The sequence below is a fragment of the Marinifilum sp. N1E240 genome (assembly GCF_009295825.1).
In the GTDB taxonomy this organism is placed as follows: Bacteria; Bacteroidota; Bacteroidia; order Bacteroidales; family Marinifilaceae; genus Marinifilum_A; species Marinifilum_A sediminis.
In genome coordinates, this window is record NZ_WHKF01000001.1 from 699,966 (window position 1) to 722,881 (window position 22,916).

Annotated in this window: 18 protein-coding genes and 1 riboswitch; of the genes, 11 read left to right on the forward strand and 7 right to left on the reverse strand. The window is 35.5% G+C overall.

All coding sequences use genetic code 11. The features are described 5' to 3' along the window. Positions 1 to 206 precede the first annotated feature (206 nt). From trxA (GCQ56_RS03030) to GCQ56_RS03055, 6 genes are all read left to right on the forward strand, one after another. The gene (trxA, locus tag GCQ56_RS03030; protein WP_152732909.1) at positions 207 to 569 is read left to right on the forward strand and encodes a thioredoxin; all 363 of its coding nucleotides are present in this window, start codon (positions 207 to 209) and stop codon (positions 567 to 569) included. A gap of 107 nt (positions 570 to 676) precedes the next feature. Then, positions 677 to 1,126 carry a thioredoxin gene (gene trxA / locus GCQ56_RS03035; RefSeq protein WP_152732910.1) on the forward strand — a complete coding sequence of 150 codons (450 nt, stop codon included), beginning with the start codon at positions 677 to 679 and terminating at the stop codon, positions 1,124 to 1,126. Positions 1,127 to 1,213: 87 nt separating this feature from the next. Then, positions 1,214 to 1,338, forward strand: a riboswitch (TPP riboswitch). 64 nt (positions 1,339 to 1,402) lie between these two features. After that, positions 1,403 to 3,853, forward strand: coding sequence for a TonB-dependent receptor (locus GCQ56_RS03040; RefSeq protein ID WP_227005973.1), 2,451 nt, complete (start codon positions 1,403 to 1,405; stop codon positions 3,851 to 3,853). Between the two features lie 51 nt (positions 3,854 to 3,904). Further along, entirely contained in the window at positions 3,905 to 4,501 is a 597-nt protein-coding gene (pnuC, locus tag GCQ56_RS03045) for a nicotinamide riboside transporter PnuC (RefSeq protein ID WP_152732911.1), read from the forward strand. Positions 4,502 to 4,553: 52 nt separating this feature from the next. Next, positions 4,554 to 5,174 (forward strand): thiamine diphosphokinase, encoded by a 621-nt coding sequence (locus tag GCQ56_RS03050; protein ID WP_152732912.1) that lies wholly within the window; start codon positions 4,554 to 4,556, stop codon positions 5,172 to 5,174. 429 nt (positions 5,175 to 5,603) lie between these two features. Further along, entirely contained in the window at positions 5,604 to 6,863 is a 1,260-nt protein-coding gene (locus tag GCQ56_RS03055) for a DcaP family trimeric outer membrane transporter (protein ID WP_152732913.1), read from the forward strand. 55 nt (positions 6,864 to 6,918) lie between these two features. On the opposite strand, the gene GCQ56_RS03060 is transcribed toward GCQ56_RS03055, so the two are convergent. The 5 genes from GCQ56_RS03060 to GCQ56_RS03080 are packed head-to-tail and all read right to left on the reverse strand — an operon-like array spanning position 6,919 to position 12,658. Beyond that, the gene (locus GCQ56_RS03060; RefSeq protein ID WP_152732914.1) at positions 6,919 to 8,781 is read right to left on the reverse strand and encodes an ABC transporter substrate binding protein; all 1,863 of its coding nucleotides are present in this window, start codon (positions 8,779 to 8,781) and stop codon (positions 6,919 to 6,921) included. Positions 8,782 to 8,821: 40 nt separating this feature from the next. Next, positions 8,822 to 10,243, reverse strand: a complete 1,422-nt coding sequence (gene dacB, locus GCQ56_RS03065) for a D-alanyl-D-alanine carboxypeptidase/D-alanyl-D-alanine-endopeptidase (protein WP_152732915.1) — start codon at positions 10,241 to 10,243, stop codon at positions 8,822 to 8,824. After that, entirely contained in the window at positions 10,236 to 10,436 is a 201-nt protein-coding gene (gene xseB / locus GCQ56_RS03070) for an exodeoxyribonuclease VII small subunit (protein ID WP_152732916.1), read from the reverse strand. The genes dacB and xseB overlap by 8 nt, the downstream gene beginning before the upstream one ends. Positions 10,437 to 10,444: 8 nt before the next feature. Further along, the gene (xseA, locus tag GCQ56_RS03075; protein WP_152732917.1) at positions 10,445 to 11,830 is read right to left on the reverse strand and encodes an exodeoxyribonuclease VII large subunit; all 1,386 of its coding nucleotides are present in this window, start codon (positions 11,828 to 11,830) and stop codon (positions 10,445 to 10,447) included. Positions 11,831 to 11,848: 18 nt separating this feature from the next. Continuing rightward, positions 11,849 to 12,658: a toxin-antitoxin system YwqK family antitoxin gene (locus tag GCQ56_RS03080; protein WP_152732918.1), complete on the reverse strand. Its 810-nt coding sequence runs from the start codon at positions 12,656 to 12,658 to the stop codon at positions 11,849 to 11,851. A 369-nt stretch (positions 12,659 to 13,027) separates the two neighbouring features. Between GCQ56_RS03080 and GCQ56_RS03085 the strand changes: the two genes are divergently transcribed. Further along, the gene (locus GCQ56_RS03085; protein ID WP_152732919.1) at positions 13,028 to 13,711 is read left to right on the forward strand and encodes a hypothetical protein; all 684 of its coding nucleotides are present in this window, start codon (positions 13,028 to 13,030) and stop codon (positions 13,709 to 13,711) included. A gap of 79 nt (positions 13,712 to 13,790) precedes the next feature. Here the strand turns inward: GCQ56_RS03085 and dnaK are convergent, their stop codons facing one another. Beyond that, positions 13,791 to 15,704: a molecular chaperone DnaK gene (dnaK, locus tag GCQ56_RS03090; protein ID WP_152732920.1), complete on the reverse strand. Its 1,914-nt coding sequence runs from the start codon at positions 15,702 to 15,704 to the stop codon at positions 13,791 to 13,793. Between the two features lie 350 nt (positions 15,705 to 16,054). Here dnaK and panB point away from each other — a divergent pair, with 350 nt between their 5' ends. After that, positions 16,055 to 16,873, forward strand: a complete 819-nt coding sequence (panB, locus tag GCQ56_RS03095) for a 3-methyl-2-oxobutanoate hydroxymethyltransferase (RefSeq protein ID WP_152732921.1) — start codon at positions 16,055 to 16,057, stop codon at positions 16,871 to 16,873. A 67-nt stretch (positions 16,874 to 16,940) separates the two neighbouring features. Next, positions 16,941 to 17,645, forward strand: a complete 705-nt coding sequence (locus GCQ56_RS03100) for an RluA family pseudouridine synthase (protein ID WP_152732922.1) — start codon at positions 16,941 to 16,943, stop codon at positions 17,643 to 17,645. A gap of 34 nt (positions 17,646 to 17,679) precedes the next feature. Here GCQ56_RS03100 and GCQ56_RS03105 read toward each other — a convergent pair whose 3' ends face one another. Further along, on the reverse strand, positions 17,680 to 18,165 hold the full coding sequence (locus tag GCQ56_RS03105) for a cytidine deaminase (RefSeq protein ID WP_152732923.1): 486 nt from the start codon (positions 18,163 to 18,165) through the stop codon (positions 17,680 to 17,682). 268 nt (positions 18,166 to 18,433) lie between these two features. Here GCQ56_RS03105 and GCQ56_RS03110 point away from each other — a divergent pair, with 268 nt between their 5' ends. Then, positions 18,434 to 19,369 carry a glucosaminidase domain-containing protein gene (locus tag GCQ56_RS03110; RefSeq protein ID WP_152732924.1) on the forward strand — a complete coding sequence of 312 codons (936 nt, stop codon included), beginning with the start codon at positions 18,434 to 18,436 and terminating at the stop codon, positions 19,367 to 19,369. Between the two features lie 247 nt (positions 19,370 to 19,616). Next, positions 19,617 to 22,910 (forward strand): VPS10 domain-containing protein, encoded by a 3,294-nt coding sequence (locus tag GCQ56_RS03115; protein ID WP_152732925.1) that lies wholly within the window; start codon positions 19,617 to 19,619, stop codon positions 22,908 to 22,910. The last annotated feature ends 6 nt before the right edge of the window (positions 22,911 to 22,916 follow it).

The window sequence follows — 22,916 nt, forward strand, 5'->3', positions numbered from 1 at the left end:
TTAATTGTCAATTGCTCGTAACAGAGCGTTATTATTCCCTTAAGTGGTTTTTATGACAAACCGACGGGTATTTTCGCTGACAAAATTACAATTATTTGAGTTGATATTGAAAAAACTATGAATATTTGCTTTTGGCATACAAATTGTCAAATAAAAATGTATAGATTTGTATATACATAGAAATGTAAATTAATTAGTGATTCGTTATGGTAGAACATTTAACAAAAGAGAGTTTTAAAGCAAAGGTATTCGATTTTGAACAGAATAAAGATTGGAAATTTGAAGGAAGCAAGCCCTGTTTAGTTGATTTTTACGCTGATTGGTGTGGACCATGCAAAACCATTGCTCCTATTTTAGAAGAGTTGAAAGCGGAATATGGTGATTCTCTTAATATTTATAAAATAGATACAGAAAAAGAGCAGGAATTATCTGCAATGTTTGGTATACAGAGTATTCCATCTTTATTGTTTATTCCGCAAGATGGTCAGCCACAGATGGCTCAAGGTGCCTTATCAAAAGATTCATTTAAGCAGGCATTTTCCGAAGTTTTGGGAGTGAAGGAAAAATAAGAATTGTGATTTTATTAACAAATGAGTATTTAAATCATTTGTAGCTTTAAGGCGATAACGAGAAGTATGAAAAGGTAGATTTTATTCCTACCGTAATTTTTGAGAATATGAAGAAGTTGATTTTGATTGCTTTTGTGGCGTTAATTACAGGAAATGTATTTGCTCAGGCAAGTTCTGATCATGATGTAATTCAATTGAATGATTCTAGTTTTAAAGAACTTGTGTTTGACTACGAAAATGGTAAAGAATGGGCTTTTAAGGGTGACAAACCAGTAATCGTTGATTTTTATGCAACCTGGTGCGGACCATGTAAGAGAATTGCCCCGGTATTAAAGCAATTGCAGAAGGAATATGGTGATGACATTCAAATTTACAAGGTAGATACCGATAAATCACCTAAAGTGTCAGCGGCGTTTGGAATTAAAAGTATTCCTAGTTTGTTGTTTATTCCTAAAACTGGAAAACCAACAATGGCACAGGGTGCATTGCCAAAAGAAACTCTTGTAAAAGCTATAAAAGATGTTTTAGGTGTTAATCCACCTGAATCTTTAAAATAGATAATAGTAATAGTTTGGGTTTTAGAGAAAGTCGGCAGTTTGCCGGCTTTTTTGTTTTTGCTAAAAATCCAATTACCTTTGACGCGAAATCACAGTGGGGTGCCAGAATATAGGCTGAGATCATACCCTTATATCAATATGCTAAGCTAAGTTTTATTGATATTTAACCTGATCCGGGTAATGCCGGCGTAGGAAAATTGCGAATTAACTCTTCGCCACCCTGATCTTATCAATACCTCATTGCAATATTTATTATAACCTATTAACTTTTAAACGATGTTTACAAGAAGAATGAACTCTGTTTTTTTCGGAGTATGTGCGTTATTAGTATTGCAATTTGTAAGTTTTATTGGATTTTCTCAAGTATCAGTTACAGGGAAAATTACCGATAAAAACGGAAATTCACTTCCGGGAGCAGCAATTGCAATTAAAGGAACTTATTTAGGAACTGTAGCAAACTCGTATGGAGAGTATCAGTTCAATAATTTAAAAGAGGATAACTATAAATTGGTGGTTTCCTTTTTAGGCTTTGAGGATCAGGAAAAAACGGTAAAGCTTAATGAATCGAAAGTTGTAAACTTCGAATTAAGTGCTTCTGCCATTCTGGCTGATGAAGTGATTGTTGCCGCAACCAGAGCAGGAAATAAAGCTCCGGTAGCTGTTACTAATTTGTCAGGAGATGATGTTAGAAAACAAAATACAGGACAGGATATTCCATATCAATTAAGCTTAACACCATCTTTGGTGGAGTCATCGGAATCGGGAAACGGAGTGGGATATTCTGCTCTTCGAATTCGAGGAACAGATGCTTCACGAATTAATGTTACTGTTAATGGAGTGCCTTTGAATGATTCTGAATCGCAAGGTGTTTTTTGGGTGAATATGCCTGACTTCGCCTCTTCTGTTGATAACATTCAGATACAGAGAGGTGTTGGAACTTCAACAAATGGAGCAGCTGCTTTTGGAGCTACCATTAATTTCCAGACAGAAACCGTAAATACCAAACCTTATGCTGAGGTTCAGAGTGTTGGTGGATCCTTCAATACTTTCCGAAATACATTTAAGGCAGGAACGGGTCTGATTAATGGAAAGTTCAGTTTCGATGCTCGTTATTCTAAATTGAAATCGGATGGATATGTTGATCGTGCTTTCTCTGATCATGAATCATTCTTTGCAAGTGGTACTTACTACACGGAAAGAAGTATGTTGAAGTTCAATGTTATTTCAGGTGATCAAAAAACAGGTATTAGTTGGTGGGGAAATCCAAATATAAATACTGATGATCCAGATGATGTAGAAGATAGAAGGTACAATCCGGCCGGAGAATATACCGATGAGAATGGGATTACAAGGTATTACGATAATCAAACCGACAATTACAAGCAGACACATTATCAATTGTTCTATTCTCAGGAATTGACTTCGAATCTGAATATGAATGCAGCTTTGCATTATACAAAAGGAAAAGGATATTACGAGCAGTATAAAGAAGATGAAGAATATGATGAGTACGGTGTTACAAATCCCGTGGTAGGAGGAGAAATGATTTCTGAAACCGATTTGATTCGTCAGAAATGGTTGAAGAATGACTTCTATGGATTAACCTATTCGATGAATTATCGAAAAAACAGTATTGATGCATCATTTGGTGGAGCTTGGAATCGATATGAAGGAGATCATTTTGGAGATATTATTTGGGCTCAAAATGGAGGAATTGATAATGACTACCAGTGGTATTTTAATGATGGAAAGAAAACCGATTACAATGTATTTGCCAAACTTAATGTAGAGTTAAGCGAGAAGTGGAATGCATACGGAGATGTTCAGTATCGACATATTTCTTATGAAATGGATGGTACTGATGATGATTTAAAGCCATTGGTTCAAGAGCACAAGTTTGATTTTATCAACCCAAAAATGGGGTTGTATTACACCATTAACGATAGAAATTCTGCTTATGCTTCATTTGGGGTAGCTCATCGCGAACCTACCAGAGCTAACTATAAAAATGCCAAAGAGAAGCCTGAATTGATGCCTGTAGATGAAACTTTGTTTGATTATGAATTAGGATATACTTTTAAATCTGTGAAAGCAACTTTCGGTGTGAATTTGTATTATATGTATTATCGTGATCAATTAGTTCCTACTGGTGTGAAGAATCAAGTTGGTGATGATATCATGGTTAATGTGGATAAGAGTTATCGAGCCGGTATTGAGTTGATTTGGGGTGTTCAGATTTTGCCAACTTTGAAGTGGGATGCCAACCTTACATTAAGTAAGAATCGTATAGAAAATTTTATTGAGTATTCTAAAGATTATGATGAAAATTGGGTGGAATTTGATAAAGTTACAGAGTTAGGAAAAACTGAGATTAGCTATTCTCCAGAAGCTGTTGGGAGTAGTATTTTAACCTGGACTCCTTCTGAAGGATTTGATGTAAGTTTTATCAGTAAATATGTAGGAGAACAGTATTTTGACAATACTTCAAATACAGAGCGAAAGTTGGATGATTACAATGTTCACAATTTGAGATTCAACTACAGAATCAATCCAACTTGGATGAAAGAAATTGCTTTTCAATTGAGTATTAACAATGTGTTGGATGCAAAATATGAAAACAATGCTTATGGCGGAAATTGGTATGAGCAAGGAGTTGAAAACACGTGGAGATATTATTATCCTCAAGCGGGAACAAACGTTCTTGCAGGTGTAACATTAAGATTTTAAAATGTAATATTTAGAGACGCACAGCAGTGCGTCTCTATTCAAATAGAAAATATGGATTGGATTATAGATAACATTATAGAAATCATCGGAACTATTGCCGGATTAATTTTCCTCTATCTTGAAATAAAGCAAAACAAATGGTTGTGGCCTGTAGGACTATTAACATCGGTGATGTATATCTATGTGTTTTTTGTAGCCAAGTTGTATGCAGATATGTCTCTTCAATTCTACTATGTTTTTATCAGCATTTATGGTTGGATCATTTGGTCACACGGATCAAATCAGAGTAAGAAAGAATTACCCGTTACCCATCTAAGTCGTAAATTATTCCTGATACTTTTTGGCGTGAGTATGGCAATTTATGTGTTTATATCATACGTTTTAGTCAATTTTACCGATGGTTCAGTTCCTTATTGGGATGCATTTACAACAGCTTTAAGTATTGTGGCTACTTGGATGCTGGCACGAAAAATTCTGGAACAATGGTTGGTTTGGGTAGTCGTTAATTCGGTTTCATTAGGATTATATATTTATAAAGGATTGTATCCAACTTCCATTTTATTCTTTTTCTATACCGTTTTGGCTGTCATTGGTTACCTGCAATGGAAAAAAGATATGCTTCGCTCTCAAGCTATGTCAGGCAATTAATTATTTTTGCATGACATTTCATTTTTATTACCACTTGAAATAAGCCTAAAGCATGCAAAAAAAAGCTGTTATTCTTGCCAATGGAGCCTTTCCTACTCACGAAATTCCCTTAAAAGAATTAAAGGAGTCAAAATACATTGTTTGTTGCGATGGAGCAATAAATAATTTGGAGGAAGCCAAAATTGAACCTTATGCCATTGTAGGTGATTTGGATTCTTTAGATCCGGATTTAAAGTGGAAATATAGAGATATCATTCATCATTTCTCGAATCAGGATAATAATGATTTAACTAAAGCTGTACACTGGTGTTTAGATCACGGATTTAATGAAGCTGTGATTATTGGTGCTACAGGAAAGAGAGATGACCATATGATTGGTAATGTTTTTTTATTGCCAATGTATGTTAAAAAAATAAGGGTTAAAATGCTTACAAGCTATGGTGTATTTACACCAATTACTCGCTCTAAAAACTTCGAAAGTTTTACACGACAGCAAGTTTCTTTGTTTTCTCCAAATCCTGAGACTTTAATTACCACAGCCAATCTTAGGTATGCCTTAACCAATGAAAAAATAGAGATGATGTGGCAAGGAACCCTAAATGAATCGATGGGAGAAAGCTTTCGTATCGATTTTGAAGGAGGACCTTTGATCGTATTCCAGGAATATGAATAAGTTACTTCAGGGATGATACATTCTCATAGCTGGTGTATTCATTAGTTCTCTCACTCGAGAGAGAAGAGTTCTCGCGACCGAGAGGTAATACATCTCTCGCCCGAGAGAGGTGTTATCTCCCACTTGAGAGAGGGAGTCTAATCTTAAGCAGGTGTTATTCTATTCCTTATAAGTAGAGACAGTTCCCTTGTTTAAGGAAGAATTGAATCTGTTTTCAACTCGAATGGAATTGCCATTGGTAAATTCAGTCAACTTTGTTAATGTTTTTTGTTGTTACTAAGCCATAAATACGATTTAATGCATATGTGTTTAGTCTGATATGTAGTTGATTATGTTTTTTGTTGGAGATTGAGTTTAAATAAAATTTTCAACTGGCATATGAAAAAATCCTGTTTATATTTGCAGCAGAAAATAAATCCTATCAAATCAATGAAAAATTTAAACACTCTGTTATTACTACTAGTACTCCTCTTAGGAATTCCAGAAATTAATGCACAAAAGAAGGAATCACCAGTTTCAATTAAGTTTGGTGGTTATGTACATTCTTTGTTTACTTACGATACTCGTCAAACGGTTTCAGCTAGAGAAGGGCATATTCTTCTTTATCCTAAAAATGAAGAATTAGATGCTGCTGGAAAAGACATAAATGAAGGTGGCGTTTACAATATGGCAGTTATTCAATCGAGAGTAAATGCTAAAATTACCGGACCAGAAATTTTAGGAGCCAAAACCAGAGGTTTATTGGAAGCTGAATTTATTGGAAATGGCGAATCGGATGTAAATGGAATGCGTTTGCGTCATGCTTATGTGAATTTAGATTGGGGAAAAACATCTCTCTTAATTGGTCAAACATGGTCGCCTTTATTTGTTGCCGAAGTATTTCCTGCAACTGTGGGTGCCAATGCTGGTTTACCATTTAAGCCATTTGCACGTAACCCGCAAGTTAGATTAACCCACAAGACGGATAATTGGAAATTTTTGGCTGCTATCGCTTCGGAGCGCGATTATACAAGTGCAGGACCTGATGGTTCAAGCAATAAGTACTTGAGAAATGCAGGTTTACCAATTTTTCAGGGACAGGTTCATTATTATGCAGGAAAGCACTTGTTTGGTGCCAGTGGTGAATTCAAAACTCTAAAACCATCAATGAAGAGTACTACTGTAGATTCTGAAGGAAATACATTGAAGTGGAAAAATGATGAAACTATTTCTTCCTGGGCTTTAATGGGCTATTTTAAATTGAATTTCGAACCTGTTACTTTCAAAGCACAGACTACATATGGAACAAATCTTACTGATGTATTGATGTTGGGAGGATACGCTGTTAAATCATTGAATCCAATCAGTAACGAAGCATCTTATACCGGTATTAAAGTATTGGGTACATGGGCTGAGTTATCATACAAGAAAAATGGCTGGGAATATGCATTACTTGGAGGATATTCAAAAAACATGGGTGCTGAGGATAATGTTGTTGCTACAAATTTGATTTATAGCCGAGGTAAAGATATTGGTGAATTGTATCGTATAGCTCCTCGAGTTTGCAAAAAAATCAACAATCTAAAATTCGAATTAGAGACAGAATACACAGCAGCAGCTTATGGTGATGTTACCGAAAAAGCTGAAGTTGAAAATACAAATTGGGTTGGAAACATGCGTGTTTCTTTAGGAGTATACTACTTCTTTTAAACCAATATGAAAAAATATAAAAATGGCGGGTCAATCGACTCGCCATTTTTTGTTTTTATATAGGAATTGTGAAGTAAAATGTGGTCCCCACGTTTAATTTTGATTTCATGTAAATTGTACCTCCTAGCATTTCCATCAAGCTTTTACTGATGGCTAATCCTAAACCTGTTCCTCCGTATTTACGAGTATTCGCATCGAGTTCTGCCTGTCGGAATCGATCAAAAATAATAGCTTGCTTTTCTTCAGCAATTCCGATACCAGTATCCCGAACAAAAAATTCTACATGTTTATCTTTTATCAGATAACCAATCTCAATTTCGCCCATATGTGTGAATTTTAACGAGTTCTCAAGTAGATTGGTAAACACCTGTTGTAATCTAATGCTATCGGTAGTTATTTCTAATATTTCAGTCTTTTCAGGAGGGCTAATGATAAATTTTATATTGTGATCTCCATTTTGCTCTACCAGAGCATTGTAACTAGATTGAACCGAATCAATAATATCAGAGATTTTACATTTTTCCTGTATGATATTAAGCTGGTTGGTTTCAATTTTTGAAATATCTAAAATATCACTTATTAGACGAAGTAAACCATTCGTATTTTTTTGAATGATTGCAATGTATTTTTTTCTTTTTTCATCTACAACATTATCTCCTGAGAGCAATTCTGTAAAACCGAGTATGGCATTCATGGGGGTTCTAATTTCGTGCGACATATTGGCAAGAAAGGCTGATTTTAATCTACTGGATTCTTCTGCAACCTGAAATGCTTTTTCCAGTTTCTTGTTACTTGCCTTAATCTCTTCAAGGTGTACTTTTTCTTTTTGTTCCCTCATTTTTCTCAAATGGATGTTAATTGTCATCACTATAATAACAATGGTAAGAAGAATGAGAATGGTTAGAGTTAGGATCACAATTTCCTTGTTTTCTCGAACAAAACTATAGGGAACATTTAAAACGTTCGAATTGCGTGGAAGATCTCTTTTTTTGATATCGAATTCAATCATTTGATTGTAATCGAAGGTGTATTGATATTCTGCTTTCAGAGCCTGTATGTCATCTACAGAGGTTCCGGAAAGAACTTTCTTAGCCAAATTGCAAACTTGCTTTCCTTGCATTCTACCTGTTATAAGAGATCCTCCAATTGCACCTCGGTTCATGTAGAAATCCCACACGCAGTAAATGGGTACTTTGCAATAGGGAACCGATTCACTAAAACCACCTTCATAAGTGTAATAGTTACCATTTATTTCTCTATTGTAAAGTAAATAGAGTACCACACTGTTTTTATTAAGCTGAGAGAGTTTTAATTGTAGATCTTGCATTGTATTAGGCTGAATTATTCTGTATCGAATAGGTTCACCCATATGTTTAATATCTGTGATTAAGGCATCCGCAAGAGTGATTCCTGTTGTACTTTTATCGCAAACTACAACAATCTCGGAATAATTTGGATGGTATCTTTCAATAAGATCTAGGGTAGCACAGAAACTAAAATTCTCAAAAACTCCAGTATATCCTTTGGGAGGATCAATTATTGAGTTTAAGCCAGAAAAAATTACAGGAACAATACCAAATATTTCATCTCTGTTTTTAATGAGAAAATCGTAAGCATTGTTATCAGTAGAAATAATTAAATCGAACTTGGTATTGGCATATTTTTGCTGATATTTTTCCTTTAACAATTCCAAGTGAGGTTCTGAAAAAAACCTTTTGGTATCCATGTATTCAATAAACACAGTTGATGAAGGATCCGCTAGAAATTCGTGCTTAATACTATTTACTAGCGAATCTGTCCAGCTTAATCCGTTGTGATAGGAATTCAGTACTAAAATGTTTTTGCGATTATCGGCATTCGCAGATATTAAACAAAATAAAAAGAGAAGTAGTACAATAAACCTCTGATTGATTTTCATATACACTTGAATTGGGTTTGGTAATAGTTGCCAAATCAATTTAAGAATTATATACTTTAATTAAAAGGTTTAGTACTTTATTATTTAATTTAGAGTTAGAGCAGTTGTAGTTGTTGAGTAGGATACTTACGGTATAAACTTCTCCTTTTGAGTTTTTTAAATACCCGCAATAACTTCTAATACCAGTCATAGACCCTGTTTTTGCTTTCCAATTCAATTCTATAGCCGTGTTTTTCCCAAATGATTTTAATGTGCCCGATTTACCTGCAATAGGTAAAGAAGATAAAAATGCCTCTTGGTTAGCGCTACTATGCATGTAAAGAAGAATTTGATTGAAATAGCTAGCAGAAATGGCGTTAAAATGAGACAATCCACTACCATCGTATAAGGATTGATAGTTAGATTTAATGCCGTGTTCGTTCCAAAAATCTTTGATGGCATTTACACCATTTTTCCAATTTGCTTTTTCATTCTTTTGTTTTGCTATTTCAAAAAGCAGGTGATCGGCAAAAAGATTTACACTTTTTTGATTTGTCCAGTAAACAATTTCCTCAAGCTTTGGAGAATGAATAGAAAACAATTCTCTTCGTTTTAAGGCTTTAATTTCAGAATTGTTCACAAGAATATTTGATGTACTCAATTCATGCTTTAAATCGTGTAAAAAAGATATTTCGGGCGATTGAAGTGCTCCTTTAACAGCAAATTTCTGTCGGTTCTGAGGAATACTTCCTTCAATTCTTCTTTGAGTATTGGTATTGCCACCAAAAATATAAGCCAAGTCTCGGTTTATGGTGGAACTTACCACTTCATTTTCAAACTTCAAACCAGTTTTTTCCGGAACAATTCTATCTATTTTGGTAGGACTACCTGCCTTTCCTGAATTAAAAAACAGGGTATACATGTTATCCTTGTAACTTAAAGAATGAGGAACTGCACCATAGTAATTTCCGATGTCTTCCCATATCCAGGTGGATGGAATGCTCGATTGAAAATAATCCGTGTCGACGATTATTTTGCCTTGAATTTTTCTAATCTTACGCTTTCTTAGTTTCTGTACAATGGTTTTGCACACATCTTGTCTTTCCTTAAAATATTTCGAATTCAAACTAGGATCACCAAATCCTTTCACTATTAAGTTGCCTTTTACAATTCCAGATTCAATTGTACCATCCGTAACAATGCTGGTTTTAAAACGAAAATCATTACTTAAGACTTCAAGTGCTGTGGCTGTAGTAATTAATTTTTGCGATGAGGCAGGTGTGAGAACCATATTCCTGTTTAAGGAAGCCAGTTCTGATTCGTCCTCAGTGTTGGCGATTACAATACCAATGCTGGCAGCTTTAAAGCAAGAATCAGTAGCAAATTCGTTTAAAATATTCTGAATTTTGTTCGAATTTGATTTTTGAGACGAACACGAAATTCCGAAGCAGATAAAAACCAATATGAGAAATAGTTTATTCATCCATTTCAGTTAAGATTTTCTCAACTTCTTTTTCTGTATTGGTAAGTTTTGTTTTGCAAATTACCAATAATTCCGAAACACGTTTTACCTTTTCAGATAAATCATCCACATCCAATTCTTCATTTTCGATAAGTGCAATGGTTTCTTCTATTTCGTTAATTGCGTCTTTATAGCTGATTTTCTTTTTTGCCATTTTCGTGTTTATTTTTTTGATTTAATCTTTACTACTTCACTCTCTATGGAACCATCTTTAAACCTGGTTTCAATGATATCTTTTTCCGAAATTGATTTAATATCCTTAATGATTTTACCATTTTTCAAACTCAAGGTATAACCTTTTTGCAAGATATTCTCAGGATTTAGATATTTAACAGATTGCTGGAACAGTGATATTTGATGTTCTTGATTTTCCAATAATCTTCCCACTCGAATACCAATTTTGCTCTTTAAGTTATCCACTTTCTGATTTTCCAAACTCAATTGCTGTTCGCTAGCAAATTGTAGCTTGTTGGTGAATTTTTGCAAACGATAATCCTGACCTTTTGTTAGTTGCTTGGTAGAACTCAATAGTTTTTCATTCGCTAGTAGCAATTGATTCGATTTACGTTCTAAAATTCTCTTGACATTGGGAGAAAATTGGTTGCTTAAATAGTGTAAGTTTTCAGATGCACTAAGTAAAATTTCATTTATCGATGCCAGAAATTCATCCTGCAAATTTTCATGATATGCCTGACGTTCATCAAAGCAATCGATTAAAAATTCTGCAGCTGCAGTTGGCGTTTTTACCCTAACATTTGCTACAATATCAACTATAGTTTCATCTCGTTCGTGTCCAATCCCTGATATCACAGGCAAGGGAAACTGAGCAATATTAAAAGCCAACCAATAATTATCAAAACAATTTAAATCGGCTTGCGATCCACCACCACGAATAATTACTACTGCATCAAACAGGTGTTCATATTCATTAATTTTGTCCAGTGCTTCAATAATCGATTCTTCAGCTTTATTTCCTTGCATAATTGCTGGAAAAAGCTTGTAGTGAAAGAAATAGTCTGAGGTGTTATTTTCCAATTGATCTGTGAAATCTTCGTAACCAGCTGCTGTTGGCGAGGAAATTACTGCAATTGTTTTTGGGATTTCCGGAAAAGCAATCTCCTTATTCATTTCTAACACGCCTTCTTGTTCCAAGCGAGCTAAAATCTCTTTTCGTTTTCTTGCAATGTCACCAAGAGTGTAGCTTGGATCAATATCCTTAATATTTAGTGTGTAGCCGTAAATTTCCTGAAACTCGATTTTAACCTTCACCAAAACCTTAATGCCCGAAGAAAATCTCTGTCCGGTGCTGGTTTCAAAATAAGGTTTAAGCATTCTAAATGTGTAGGACCAAATTGTAGCTCTCGCTTTGGCTAGTATCTGATCCGAATCTTCATCCTTTTCAATTAGCTCCAAATAGCAATGTCCATTCTGATTGTATCTAAGTTCACTTATTTCCGCAACAATCCAAATCTCAGAATCGAAAGCATCATTTAAAATGTTTTTGATTTGATTGTTAAGATTGAATAGACTGATTCCTTTTGGACTCATTTGATAGATATTGGAAGTTTAACGTCTCATTTGATTGCGAAGAAAAGCATCAGGATCATTTTTAAATCGTTCAGGATCTTCATTCATGAGTTTATCTTTTTGAGCCTCCATTTGCTTTAACTTCATTTGCTGCTGTTGATCCAATTTTTCTTGGTTGATTGCAATCCCATTTTTGTATTCTACAGTAAAAAGAAGATCTCCTTTTTCGGAATAATGTTCCCATTTACCTACTTTTTGGTTGTTTACATACACACCTCCAAATTCAATTATTCCATTAGGATAATGAGCTTGAAAGCCACCATTTAGCATTCCGTTTTCATACATAGCTTCAAGATAGCACTCTCCATTCTCGAAATATCTTTTCCAAAGTCCATGTTTTTTGCCTTTTTCAAAACTGATTTGCTCTGAAATTTGACCATTCTTAAACCAAATGAAACTTTCTCCCTGTTTTACTCCTTGCTTGTAGGTTTCGCTTGCTCGTACAGTTCCTTTTTTATCAAAGTAATTCCAAATACTATCTTTTTTCGAATTGATAAAATTTCCTTTGGCAGTTAGTTGATTGGATTCATTGTACAAACTTGTTTTGGCTTTTTTTCCATTTTCTGAGAATAATAAGATAGCTTTAAGAACCCCATTTTCATGAAATCGTTTCATTTCGCCTATAGGATAGTTATCCTTAAAAGTTCCTTTATACCTGGTTTTACCGTTTGGATATTGTTTTTCCCAAACTCCTTGTTTGTTACCGTTATTATCGGTTTGATTAAGGCTTTGAGCTATAGATATTATAGGAAATGCAAGAAGAGCAATTAGAATTATTTTTTTTATCATTTTGTGTGATTTATTCAATTTAGAGAAATAGAATTTACTATTTCGATTGAGTCTATACAAAACTAATAAAAGAAAGCAGGCGATAAAAAAATCATTGTCCTTTTCCTATAAAAATCAAGGCTTATAAGCACTTTAGTTTTAAAATATGTTGTATATCAGTTGGTATATTTTTTGGATCGTATTGATATTTCGTATTTTATGAATCGGGAATTGTATGAAATGATGCAATTATGTTTGTTTTAGTTGCTGAGTTAAAAGGAGTTTTAGGTGAAGAACTTCCGATAAATTACCGCAGAATTTTTCTCTTTATTGAAAAGAGAGAATTAATAAAATTGAAAAAATATAAGCATAACTAATAAATTTGGTTCTATGGAAACAATGGATTTTCCTTTTAATTTCGATGAAATGCCGATTGCGGCAAAGTTTATCTCCGAAAGTTTCTCCAGAGATATTAAGGATTTTCAGAAAGTTTATCCTGTATTCGACGATGTTTTCAAGGCTCGTTTTACCGAACAAATACAAAAAGCAAAAGAGATAGTTTGTTGTGGTCCGGAGGGGATGAAAATCCAAAACATAAGGATTGGTGTTTTTGGGAAAATTCAAAGTTTAAATACCTTAATATTGGAGACTCAGGACTATTTTCCTGTTTCAAGAATAAAGCAATTCGATTATATAGTTGAAATAATAGAGAAGAAAAATTTGAGTTCTATACTTTCAATTGTCCCTAATTTAGTACAACAATTAGAGGCGAATATGCCACATCAAAATCAGGACATTGCACAATCTATCATCGATGGAATTCAATCCATATATCAGGTTTTGAAATTGGATAGAATAGAATTGAACCGATTGTTGAATTCAAGAGGATTGCTAAAAGAGGAAGTTTTTAGAATTTTGAATCATCTTTGGGCAACCATGCAAGATATTTTGGAGATTGGGCAGAGCTTATATCGAAAAGACGATCCGATGAAATGTGTAGAGTACGAATTGAATTACATTAAAATGAAGGTGAAAACTTTTTGGATGCATTCTGCACCCGATACGGTAGCGTAAGTTTCATTAATTAGGATAATTACAAAAAAGGCGATCGAAAATTTTTCGATCGCCTTTTTAATATCTAATAGAAGTTAAATTACTTCACTTCTTCAAAGTCAACATCAGTTACTTCGTCATCAGACTTAGCCTGACCACCTGCCTGAGCTCCAGCATCAGGACCTGCCTGACCACCTGCTTGAGGATCTTGCGCCTGAGCGTTGTACATTTCTTGAGAAGCTGCCTGGAATACAGTGTTCAACTCTTCAATAGCTGCATTACATGCGTCTACATCCTGAGCTTTATGAGCTTCTTTCAATTTGTTCAAAGCATCTTCAATAGGCTGTTTCTTATCAGCTGGTAATTTATCACCAATCTCTTTCAACTGCTTTTCGGTTTGGAAAATCATTCCGTCAGCTTTGTTCAAAGTATCGATTCTTTCTTTTGCCTTGTTATCTGCTTCTTCGTTAGCCTTAGCTTCTTCACGCATTCTTTCGATTTCAGCATCAGATAAACCTGAAGATGCTTCGATACGAATGTTTTGCTCTTTACCAGTTCCTTTATCTTTTGCAGATACGTTCAAAATACCATTCGCATCGATATCGAAAGTAACTTCGATTTGTGGAATACCACGTGGTGCTGGTGGAATACTATCTAAGTGGAAACGACCGATTGTCTTGTTTCCTGAAGCCATTGGTCTTTCTCCCTGAAGAATGTGAATCTCTACAGATGGTTGGTTATCAGCAGCAGTTGTAAAAGTTTCAGTTTTCTTAGTAGGAATAGTAGTATTCGACTCAATTAATTTAGTCATTACACTTCCCATAGTTTCAATACCTAATGATAGAGGAGTAACATCTAAAAGAAGAACGTCTTTTACTTCACCAGTTAATACACCACCTTGAATTGCAGCACCAATCGCTACTACTTCATCAGGATTAACACCTTTTGATGGAGTTTTACCAAAGAATTCCTGAACTTTATTCTGAATAGCCGGGATACGAGTAGAACCACCAACTAAGATTACTTCGTCAATTTCAGAAGTAGAAATACCAGCATCTTTAAGAGCTGTTCTACATGGCTCGATTACAGCTTGAATTAAGCTATCAGCCAATTGCTCGAATTGTGCACGAGAAAGAGATCTAACAAGGTGCTTAGGAATGCCATTTACAGGCATGATATATGGCAAGTTGATTTCTGTGCTAGTAGAACTAGAAAGCTCAACTTTTGCTTTTTCAGCAGCTTCTTTCAAACGCTGAAGAGCCATAGGATCCTGACGTAAGTCGATTCCTTCATCTTTTTTGAATTCGTCAGCCAACCAATCGATAATTACCTGGTCGAAATCATCACCACCAAGGTGAGTATCACCATTGGTTGATTTTACTTCGAATACACCGTCACCCAATTCAAGAACTGAGATATCGAAAGTACCACCACCAAGATCGAATACTGCAATTTGCATGTCTTGATCTTTTTTATCAAGACCATAAGCCAAAGAAGCAGCAGTAGGCTCGTTGATAATACGTTTCACATCTAAACCAGCAATTTCACCAGCTTCTTTAGTTGCTTGACGCTGTGCATCGTTAAAGTAAGCAGGAACAGTAATAACAGCTTCAGTTACTTCTTGTCCAAGATAATCTTCAGCTGTTTTCTTCATTTTCTGAAGTGTCATTGCTGAAATTTCTTGTGGAGAATATTTACGATCGTCGATCTCAACACGTGGTGTGTTGTTATCGCCTTTGATTACTTTGTAAGGAACACGTCCAATTTCTTTTGCTACTTTGTCGTGGCTTTCACCCATAAATCTCTTAATAGAGTAGATGGTTTTAGTTGGATTTGTAATTGCCTGACGTTTTGCAGGATCTCCAACTTTTCTTTCACCACCTTCAACAAAACCAACAATTGATGGAGTTGTTCTTTTTCCTTCACTGTTAGGAATTACTACAGGCTCGTTACCTTCCATTACAGATACACAAGAGTTGGTAGTTCCTAAGTCGATTCCAATAATTTTACCCATTTCAGTATTTATTTAATGTTCTTATTTTATTCAGTTAATTGATGGATCATTTTCAAATCCGACAGGTAGTAATCAAAGCCTGTGCCATTCGAAAAATTGCTGTTTGGTGTGCAAATCTGACACTGATTGCTGAAAGATCATCCTAAAACCTGACAGAATTGCTGACAAAAAGACAGAAAGTTTAATTGTTAATTATAAATGACGAATTATTAATTCCTCATTCATTTACTCCTTGTTTCCTTTATTCTTTTGTCTTGTTGCTTTTACCTTATTTTATACCTTTGCATATTAATTTAAAGTAGTTGGGACAATTTGATCCTTACTTTACTATTGTCCAAAATTTTATAGAAATGTCAATTCACAAAGAATCGGTCAAGAGAGTAACCACACATGTGCTCTCAGAAATGAAATTGAAAGGAGAAAAAATCTCCATGCTTACTTCCTATGATTTTTCAATGGCAAGTATTGTTGATAAAGCAGGAATAGATGTTATTCTTGTTGGAGATTCGGCTTCAAACGTAATGGCAGGACACGAAACAACTTTGCCAATTACTTTGGATCACATGATTTATCATGGAGCATCTGTTGTAAGAGCAGTGCAAAGAGCTTTGGTTGTGGTTGATCTTCCTTTCGGAACATATCAGGGAAATTCGAAAGAAGCCTTGTATTCTTCTATTCGAATAATGAAGGAAACAAGTGCCGATGCTGTGAAATTGGAAGGTGGTAGTGAAGTTTTAGAATCGGTTTCTCGTATTCTGTCAGCAGGAATTCCTGTAATGGGACATTTAGGCTTAACTCCTCAGTCTATCCATAAATTTGGAACTTATGCCGTTCGTGCAAAAGAAGAAGAGGAAGCTCAGAAATTATTGGAAGATGCTAAATTGCTAGAAGAAGCAGGTTGTTTTGCAATTGTTTTGGAAAAGATTCCTGCAGGTTTAGCGAAGAAGGTTGCTGAAAGTGTTTCTATTCCTATTATTGGTATTGGTGCTGGAAATGGTGTTGATGGACAAGTGTTGGTAATTCATGATATGTTGGGAATTACACAAGAGTTTTCACCACGATTCTTAAGAAGATATCACAATTTATTTGCAGAGATTAAGGGAGCTGTAGAAACCTATATAGGAGATGTGAAATCGAAGGATTTCCCTAACGAAAGAGAACAATATTAAAGTTCAAAGTAATAAGTGTAAAGTTGATAAGTCAACCATTGACTGGTTACTAATGACAAAATAGAAGATGGCAAGAGAAAAATTAGAAATATTATACGAAGACAATCATTTGATTGCAATAAACAAGCGATGTGGTGATATTGTACAGGGAGATAAATCGGGAGATGAACCTTTAAGCGAAAGGGTGAAAGCCTATATCAAGAAAAAGTACAATAAACCAGGTGATGTTTATTTAGGTGTTCCTCATAGAATTGACAGACCAGTTAGTGGTGTGGTTCTGTTTGCAAAAACAAGTAAGGCATTAACTCGTCTTAACGATATGTTTCAGCAGAAGGGCGAGGCTATGAATAAAATCTATTGGGCGATTGTTCAAACTTGTCCTAGGATTGAAGAGGAAACTTTAACTCATTACTTGTTAAAGAATCAGGAGAAGAATCGCACCAATGTTTTCGATAAGCAGAAGAAAGGTGCAAAAGAAGCAACTTTGGACTACAAGTTATTAACACGATCGCAGAAGTATTTCTTGCTTGAGGTTAAATTGCATACGGGGCGTCATCACCAAATTAGAGCACAGCTTTCAAGAGTAGGTATGCCTATTCGTGGTGATTTAAAATACGGAGCTCCACGTTCTAAAACAGGTGGTGGAATTGGATTACACGCTCGTGAAATTTCATTTATACACCCTGTAAAGCAAGAGCCAATAAAAATAACCGCTCCAGTACCACAAAAAGACAATTTGTGGAGAGAATTGGAAACTATGGTTATTGCATAGATATAAAAAAAGGATGCCAATTGGCATCCTTTTTTTATTCGTTTAACATTCCCTTTTCAAAATATAAGGGTAGTAGTTCTTTAATGTTTTCTACAATTCGAATTTTCTTTTCACCACAAAGAATCACTTTTATTGGCTGGTTGTATCTGTCTTCAGTTTCGAGTAAAACTTGACGGCACGACCCGCAAGGAGGAACAGGAGTATCCAGAAAACTGCCATTGGTTCTCGATGTTATTGCAATTGCCTTAACCGCAACATCAGGAAATTTTGCATTGGCATAAAATACAGCTACTCGCTCAGCACACAATCCTGAAGGATAAGCAGAATTTTCCTGATTGTTTCCTTGTACAATTTCACCATTTGCCAATTGCAGAGCGGCACCGACATTAAATTTTGAGTAAGGTGCATAAGAACGATGCGCTGCTTCTTTTGCATTTTTTACCAACACTTGATCTTCTTTCGAAAGTTCGTCAATCGAATCGTATTCAAATACTGTTGTTATGATTTGAGTTTTTTTCATGCTTAAGTATTTAGTGCAGGGTAATTAACAGTTCAGACAACTCGAGCCAAGAGCTAATTACTCTATATAAATATACAATAGTTTAGATAATATTTATTTAAATATCATCGTTTGCTTATCAACGGAATATTCTGTGAATAAAAAATTGTTAAGAAATAACAATCAATAACAGGAATGTTATATTTTTATGGTTGCTTAGGGAATCGCGGCTAATATATACATAAATTTGCGGATTTCCCATTATACACACGATTCACTTTACCAACTTATGAAGAAGATAATTCTCAGCACTATACTATTGATATCAGTTATAACGGCTGTGTCTGCTAAAAACTATACCAGAAAAGAGTACATCCATAAGTATAAGGATTTGGCAGTTCTCGAAATGGATAGAACGGGAATTCCTGCTAGTATTACAATGGCTCAGGGAATACTAGAATCGCGAAATGGTAATTCTGATTTGGCTCGTAAGGCGAATAATCATTTTGGGATTAAGTGTCATGATTGGGTTGGTCCGAGTATGAAGTTTGATGATGATAAAAAAGGAGAGTGTTTTAGAAAGTACGCTAAAGCTTACGATTCGTATAAAGATCATTCTAAATTTTTAACCACTCGTTCGCGTTATGCTTTTCTGTTTAAATATCGATCGGATGATTACAAGCGTTGGGCACATGGCTTAAAAAAAGCTGGTTATGCTACGGATCCAAGATATCCACAGAAACTGATAAGTATAATTGAGGCTGAGCATTTGTATAAGTTAGACAAAAGAGGAGCTGGAAAAGATTTCTTTGTTGATTTACCAGATGCAACCGAATTGGCAGATATCGATGGAGATTTGAGTATCGATCCGTTCGGAGCTCGCCTGGAAATGGCAAATGGAATTCATTATATTGTGACTAAAAAAGGAGATACATTCTATAGTATTGAGAAGAATTTGGGTGTAGAAAGAAAGAAATTGCTTCGTTACAATGACCTTCCTAAAAATTATATTCTTCAAGTTGATCAGAGATTATACTTGCACAATAAGCGATCAAAAGCAGCTCGTGGATACAATTTTCATAGAGTAAAAGATGGTGAATGCCTGTATGATATTGCTCAGCAGTATGGCGTGAAATTGAAGAAATTGTGTAAGTACAATGGAGTGAAAAAGAATTATGAAGTAGAAGTAGGAGAGAGAATTTGGCTTCGTCGTAAGAAAAGATAAAATCATTTGGTAAGCCGATTCAAAGTTGTGATTCCAGTGAGAATACGCAAAAATCCGATTTAGTATGAGTCGGATTTTTTGCGTTATGAAATAGGGAAGTCGACTTAATGTATGGATAACAATAACATACTTATTAGCTAGGAAATTAAACAAGAATCTTGTAATTTCATCAGGTATAAGAACATACACATAAATAAAATACGGAAACACTTATCGTGTCCGGCTAACTCATCTTAAAATCAACCTTATGAATGCCTTTACTAACCGCCTGAAACAGGGGTTTGCTATTCTTACACTTGTAGGATTATTGCTACCTGCCCAAACTGTTTTAGCTAAGAAAAAAACAAAAGAAATAACAAAAGATTCCCTAATCAATTCTAGTCTTGTTAGTGGTTTAAAATTTCGTGGAATTGGACCCGCAACAACTTCAGGACGAATTTCTGATTTTGCTGTGAATCCAAAGAATCATAGTGAATACTATGTGGCAGTTTCAAGTGGGAATATTTTTAAAACGACTAACAATGGAACAACCTGGAAACCGGTTTTTGATAAGTATGGATCGTACTCTATAGGTGTGGTTACTATGGACCCGAATAATAGCAATGTAGTTTGGACAGGAACCGGTGAAAACAATCATCAACGTGCCTTGGGGTATGGCGATGGAGTTTATAAAACTATGGATGGCGGTAAAAGCTGGAAGAATATGGGTTTGAAAGAATCTCGTCATATTGGAGGAATTGTAATTGATCCGAGAAACTCGAATGTTGTTTTTGTAGCAGCCGAAGGTTCTGCTTGGGGACCAGGAGGAGAGCGTGGTTTGTATAAAACTACCGATGGAGGAGAGAACTGGAAAAAAGTATTGAATATTAGTGAGAATACAGGGGTTAATAATGTAATTATCGATCCTGTAGAACCGGATATCATGTACGCAACCTCGGAACAGAGAAGACGCCATGTTCATGCTAAAATTAATGGTGGACCGGAATCAGCAATCTATAAATCGACAGATGGAGGAGAGAATTGGAGAAAATTGAAATCAGGATTGCCTTCTGTTGATAAAGGGGGAATGGGAATCGCTGTTTCTCCGGTAAATCACAACTATGTTTATGCAATTATAGAAGCAGCAGAAGGAAAAAGTGGCTTTTTCAGATCAACAGACCGTGGAGAGTCTTGGAGTAAAATGAGTGATCACGCAAGTAGCGGACAGTATTACAATGAGATTTATTGTGATCCTATTGATGTTGACAAGGTGTACTCTGTAGAAACCTTTTCGCATGTAACCGAAGATGGTGGCAAAACATGGAAACGTCTAGGACTTAAAAATCGTCATGTTGACGATCATGCCATTTGGATTGACCCGAGCGATACCATGCACTTTATTATTGGTGGCGATGGAGGTATCTACGAAAGTTTTGATGCCGGCGAAACCTATGTGTTCAAATCCAACCTATCGGTAACTCAATTTTACCGTGTTCAGGTTGACAACGCATTGCCGTTTTATAATGTATATGGTGGTACTCAGGATAACAATACTTTAGGTGGACCATCAAGAAATAGTAGCAGAAAAGGGGTAACCAATGCAGAGTGGGACCCTATTCTAGGTGGTGACGGATTTTGGGCACAGATTGATCCTGAAAATCTGAACATTGTATATTGTGAATATCAGTATGGGAATTCGTACCGTTACGATAAAAAGAGTGGTGAGAAGATTAATATTAAGCCAAGAGAGAGAAAAGGAGAGGAAGCTTACAAGTGGAACTGGAATGCTCCAATGATATTGTCGGCTCATAAAAATACCCGTTTATACGTTGCAGCCAATAAGGTATTCCGTAGCGATGATCGTGGAAATTCGTGGGAAGTGATTAGTGAAGATTTAACAACCGGAAAAGATCGCGATTCATTTAAAGTAATGGGAAAATACTGGAGTGCTGATGCAGTGAAAAAGCACGTATCTACTTCTCAATTTGGAACAATTGTTTCGATGGCAGAATCTCCATTAAACGAGAATTTACTGTATGTTGGAACCGATGATGGATTGATTCAAGTGAGTTTAGAAGCTGGAAAAACATGGAAGAAGTTCGGTATTTTCCCTGGCATTCCTCAATACACTTACGTGAGCGATTTAATGCCATCAAAGCACAATGAGAATGTTGTATTTGCATCTTTCGACAATCGTAAACGAGATGATTTTAAGCCTTACATTTTAAAGAGTACCGATAAAGGAAATACCTGGACCAATATTGCAGGAAATTTACCTGAAAACGGAACGGTTCATACCATTGAGCAGGATCATATCGATCCATCCTTATTATTTGTAGGTACTGAATTTGGTATCTTTTTCACAAAGAACAATGGTAAAAATTGGGTGCAGTTAAAAGCTGGTATTCCTACCATTGCAGTTCGCGATTTAACCATTCAGGAGCGTGAAGGTGATTTAGTAGCAGCAAGTTTTGGTCGTGGATTCTTTATTCTAGATGATTATTCAACGTTACGATCTGTTAATTTGGAGTTGATAAAAAAAGATGCTCAATTATTCCCTGTAAAAGATGCCTTAATGTACATTCAAAAAGGTGGAAAGGGAAGTATGGGACATACTTATTTTACAGCTCCAAACCCTGAGTTTGGAGCCACTTTTACTTATTATTTGAATGAAGTGCCAAAGACAGCGAAACAAGAACGAAAGAAGAAGGAAAAAGAGCTAATTAAAAATGGAGCATTCATTCCACAACCAAGTTGGAAGGAAATGGAAGCTGAGAAAAGAGAGGTGGCACCTTATCTGGTATTCACAATTTTGGATAATGATGGGGAAGAGATTCGAAAAATTAACACGAAAGCTAAAAAGGGAATTAATCGAATAAACTGGGATCTAAAATTTCCATCGCTTCGACCGGTAAAGAGTACTAAATTTAAGCCAACTGGTAAAGCTTCTTCGGGAATGTTTGTTATGCCAGGAGAATACCAGGTAGAAATGGGTATTGTAGCAAAAGGAGAATACAAGGAATTGGCTGATCCTGTTAAATTTAACGCAGTGACCTTAAATAATACGACTCTTCCGGCTAAGGATAGAAGCGAATTGGTGGCTTTCCAGCAAAAAGTGGCTCGCATGTCGAAAGCCATTCAGGGAAGCAGACAGTTAACAGAATCGTACAAAGCTAAATTGGCAGCAATAAGAACAGCATTAATAAATACTCCTGGAATCGATAAAAGTGTTTCGGCAAAAGCGGAGCAGTTGTTTGAGGATATCAATGCAATTGATTTCTTGTTTAATGGGGTAGAAGCCAGAGCGAGTTGGGAAGAGGTACCACCTGCACAAATTCCAATCTCTAAACGAATTAATACTATTGTAGGAACACATTGGGCAAGTACTTCAGGAGTGACGCAAACGCAAAAAGAGCAGTTCGAAATTCTGAAAGAGGAATTCCCTGCAGCTTTAAAGAAATTGCATCAATTGGCAAATGATATGGAGTGGGTAGAAGCGGAATTGGAAAAACAAGAAGCACCATGGACTCCTGGAAGAATTCCAACTTATGAAGTAGAATAAAAATCA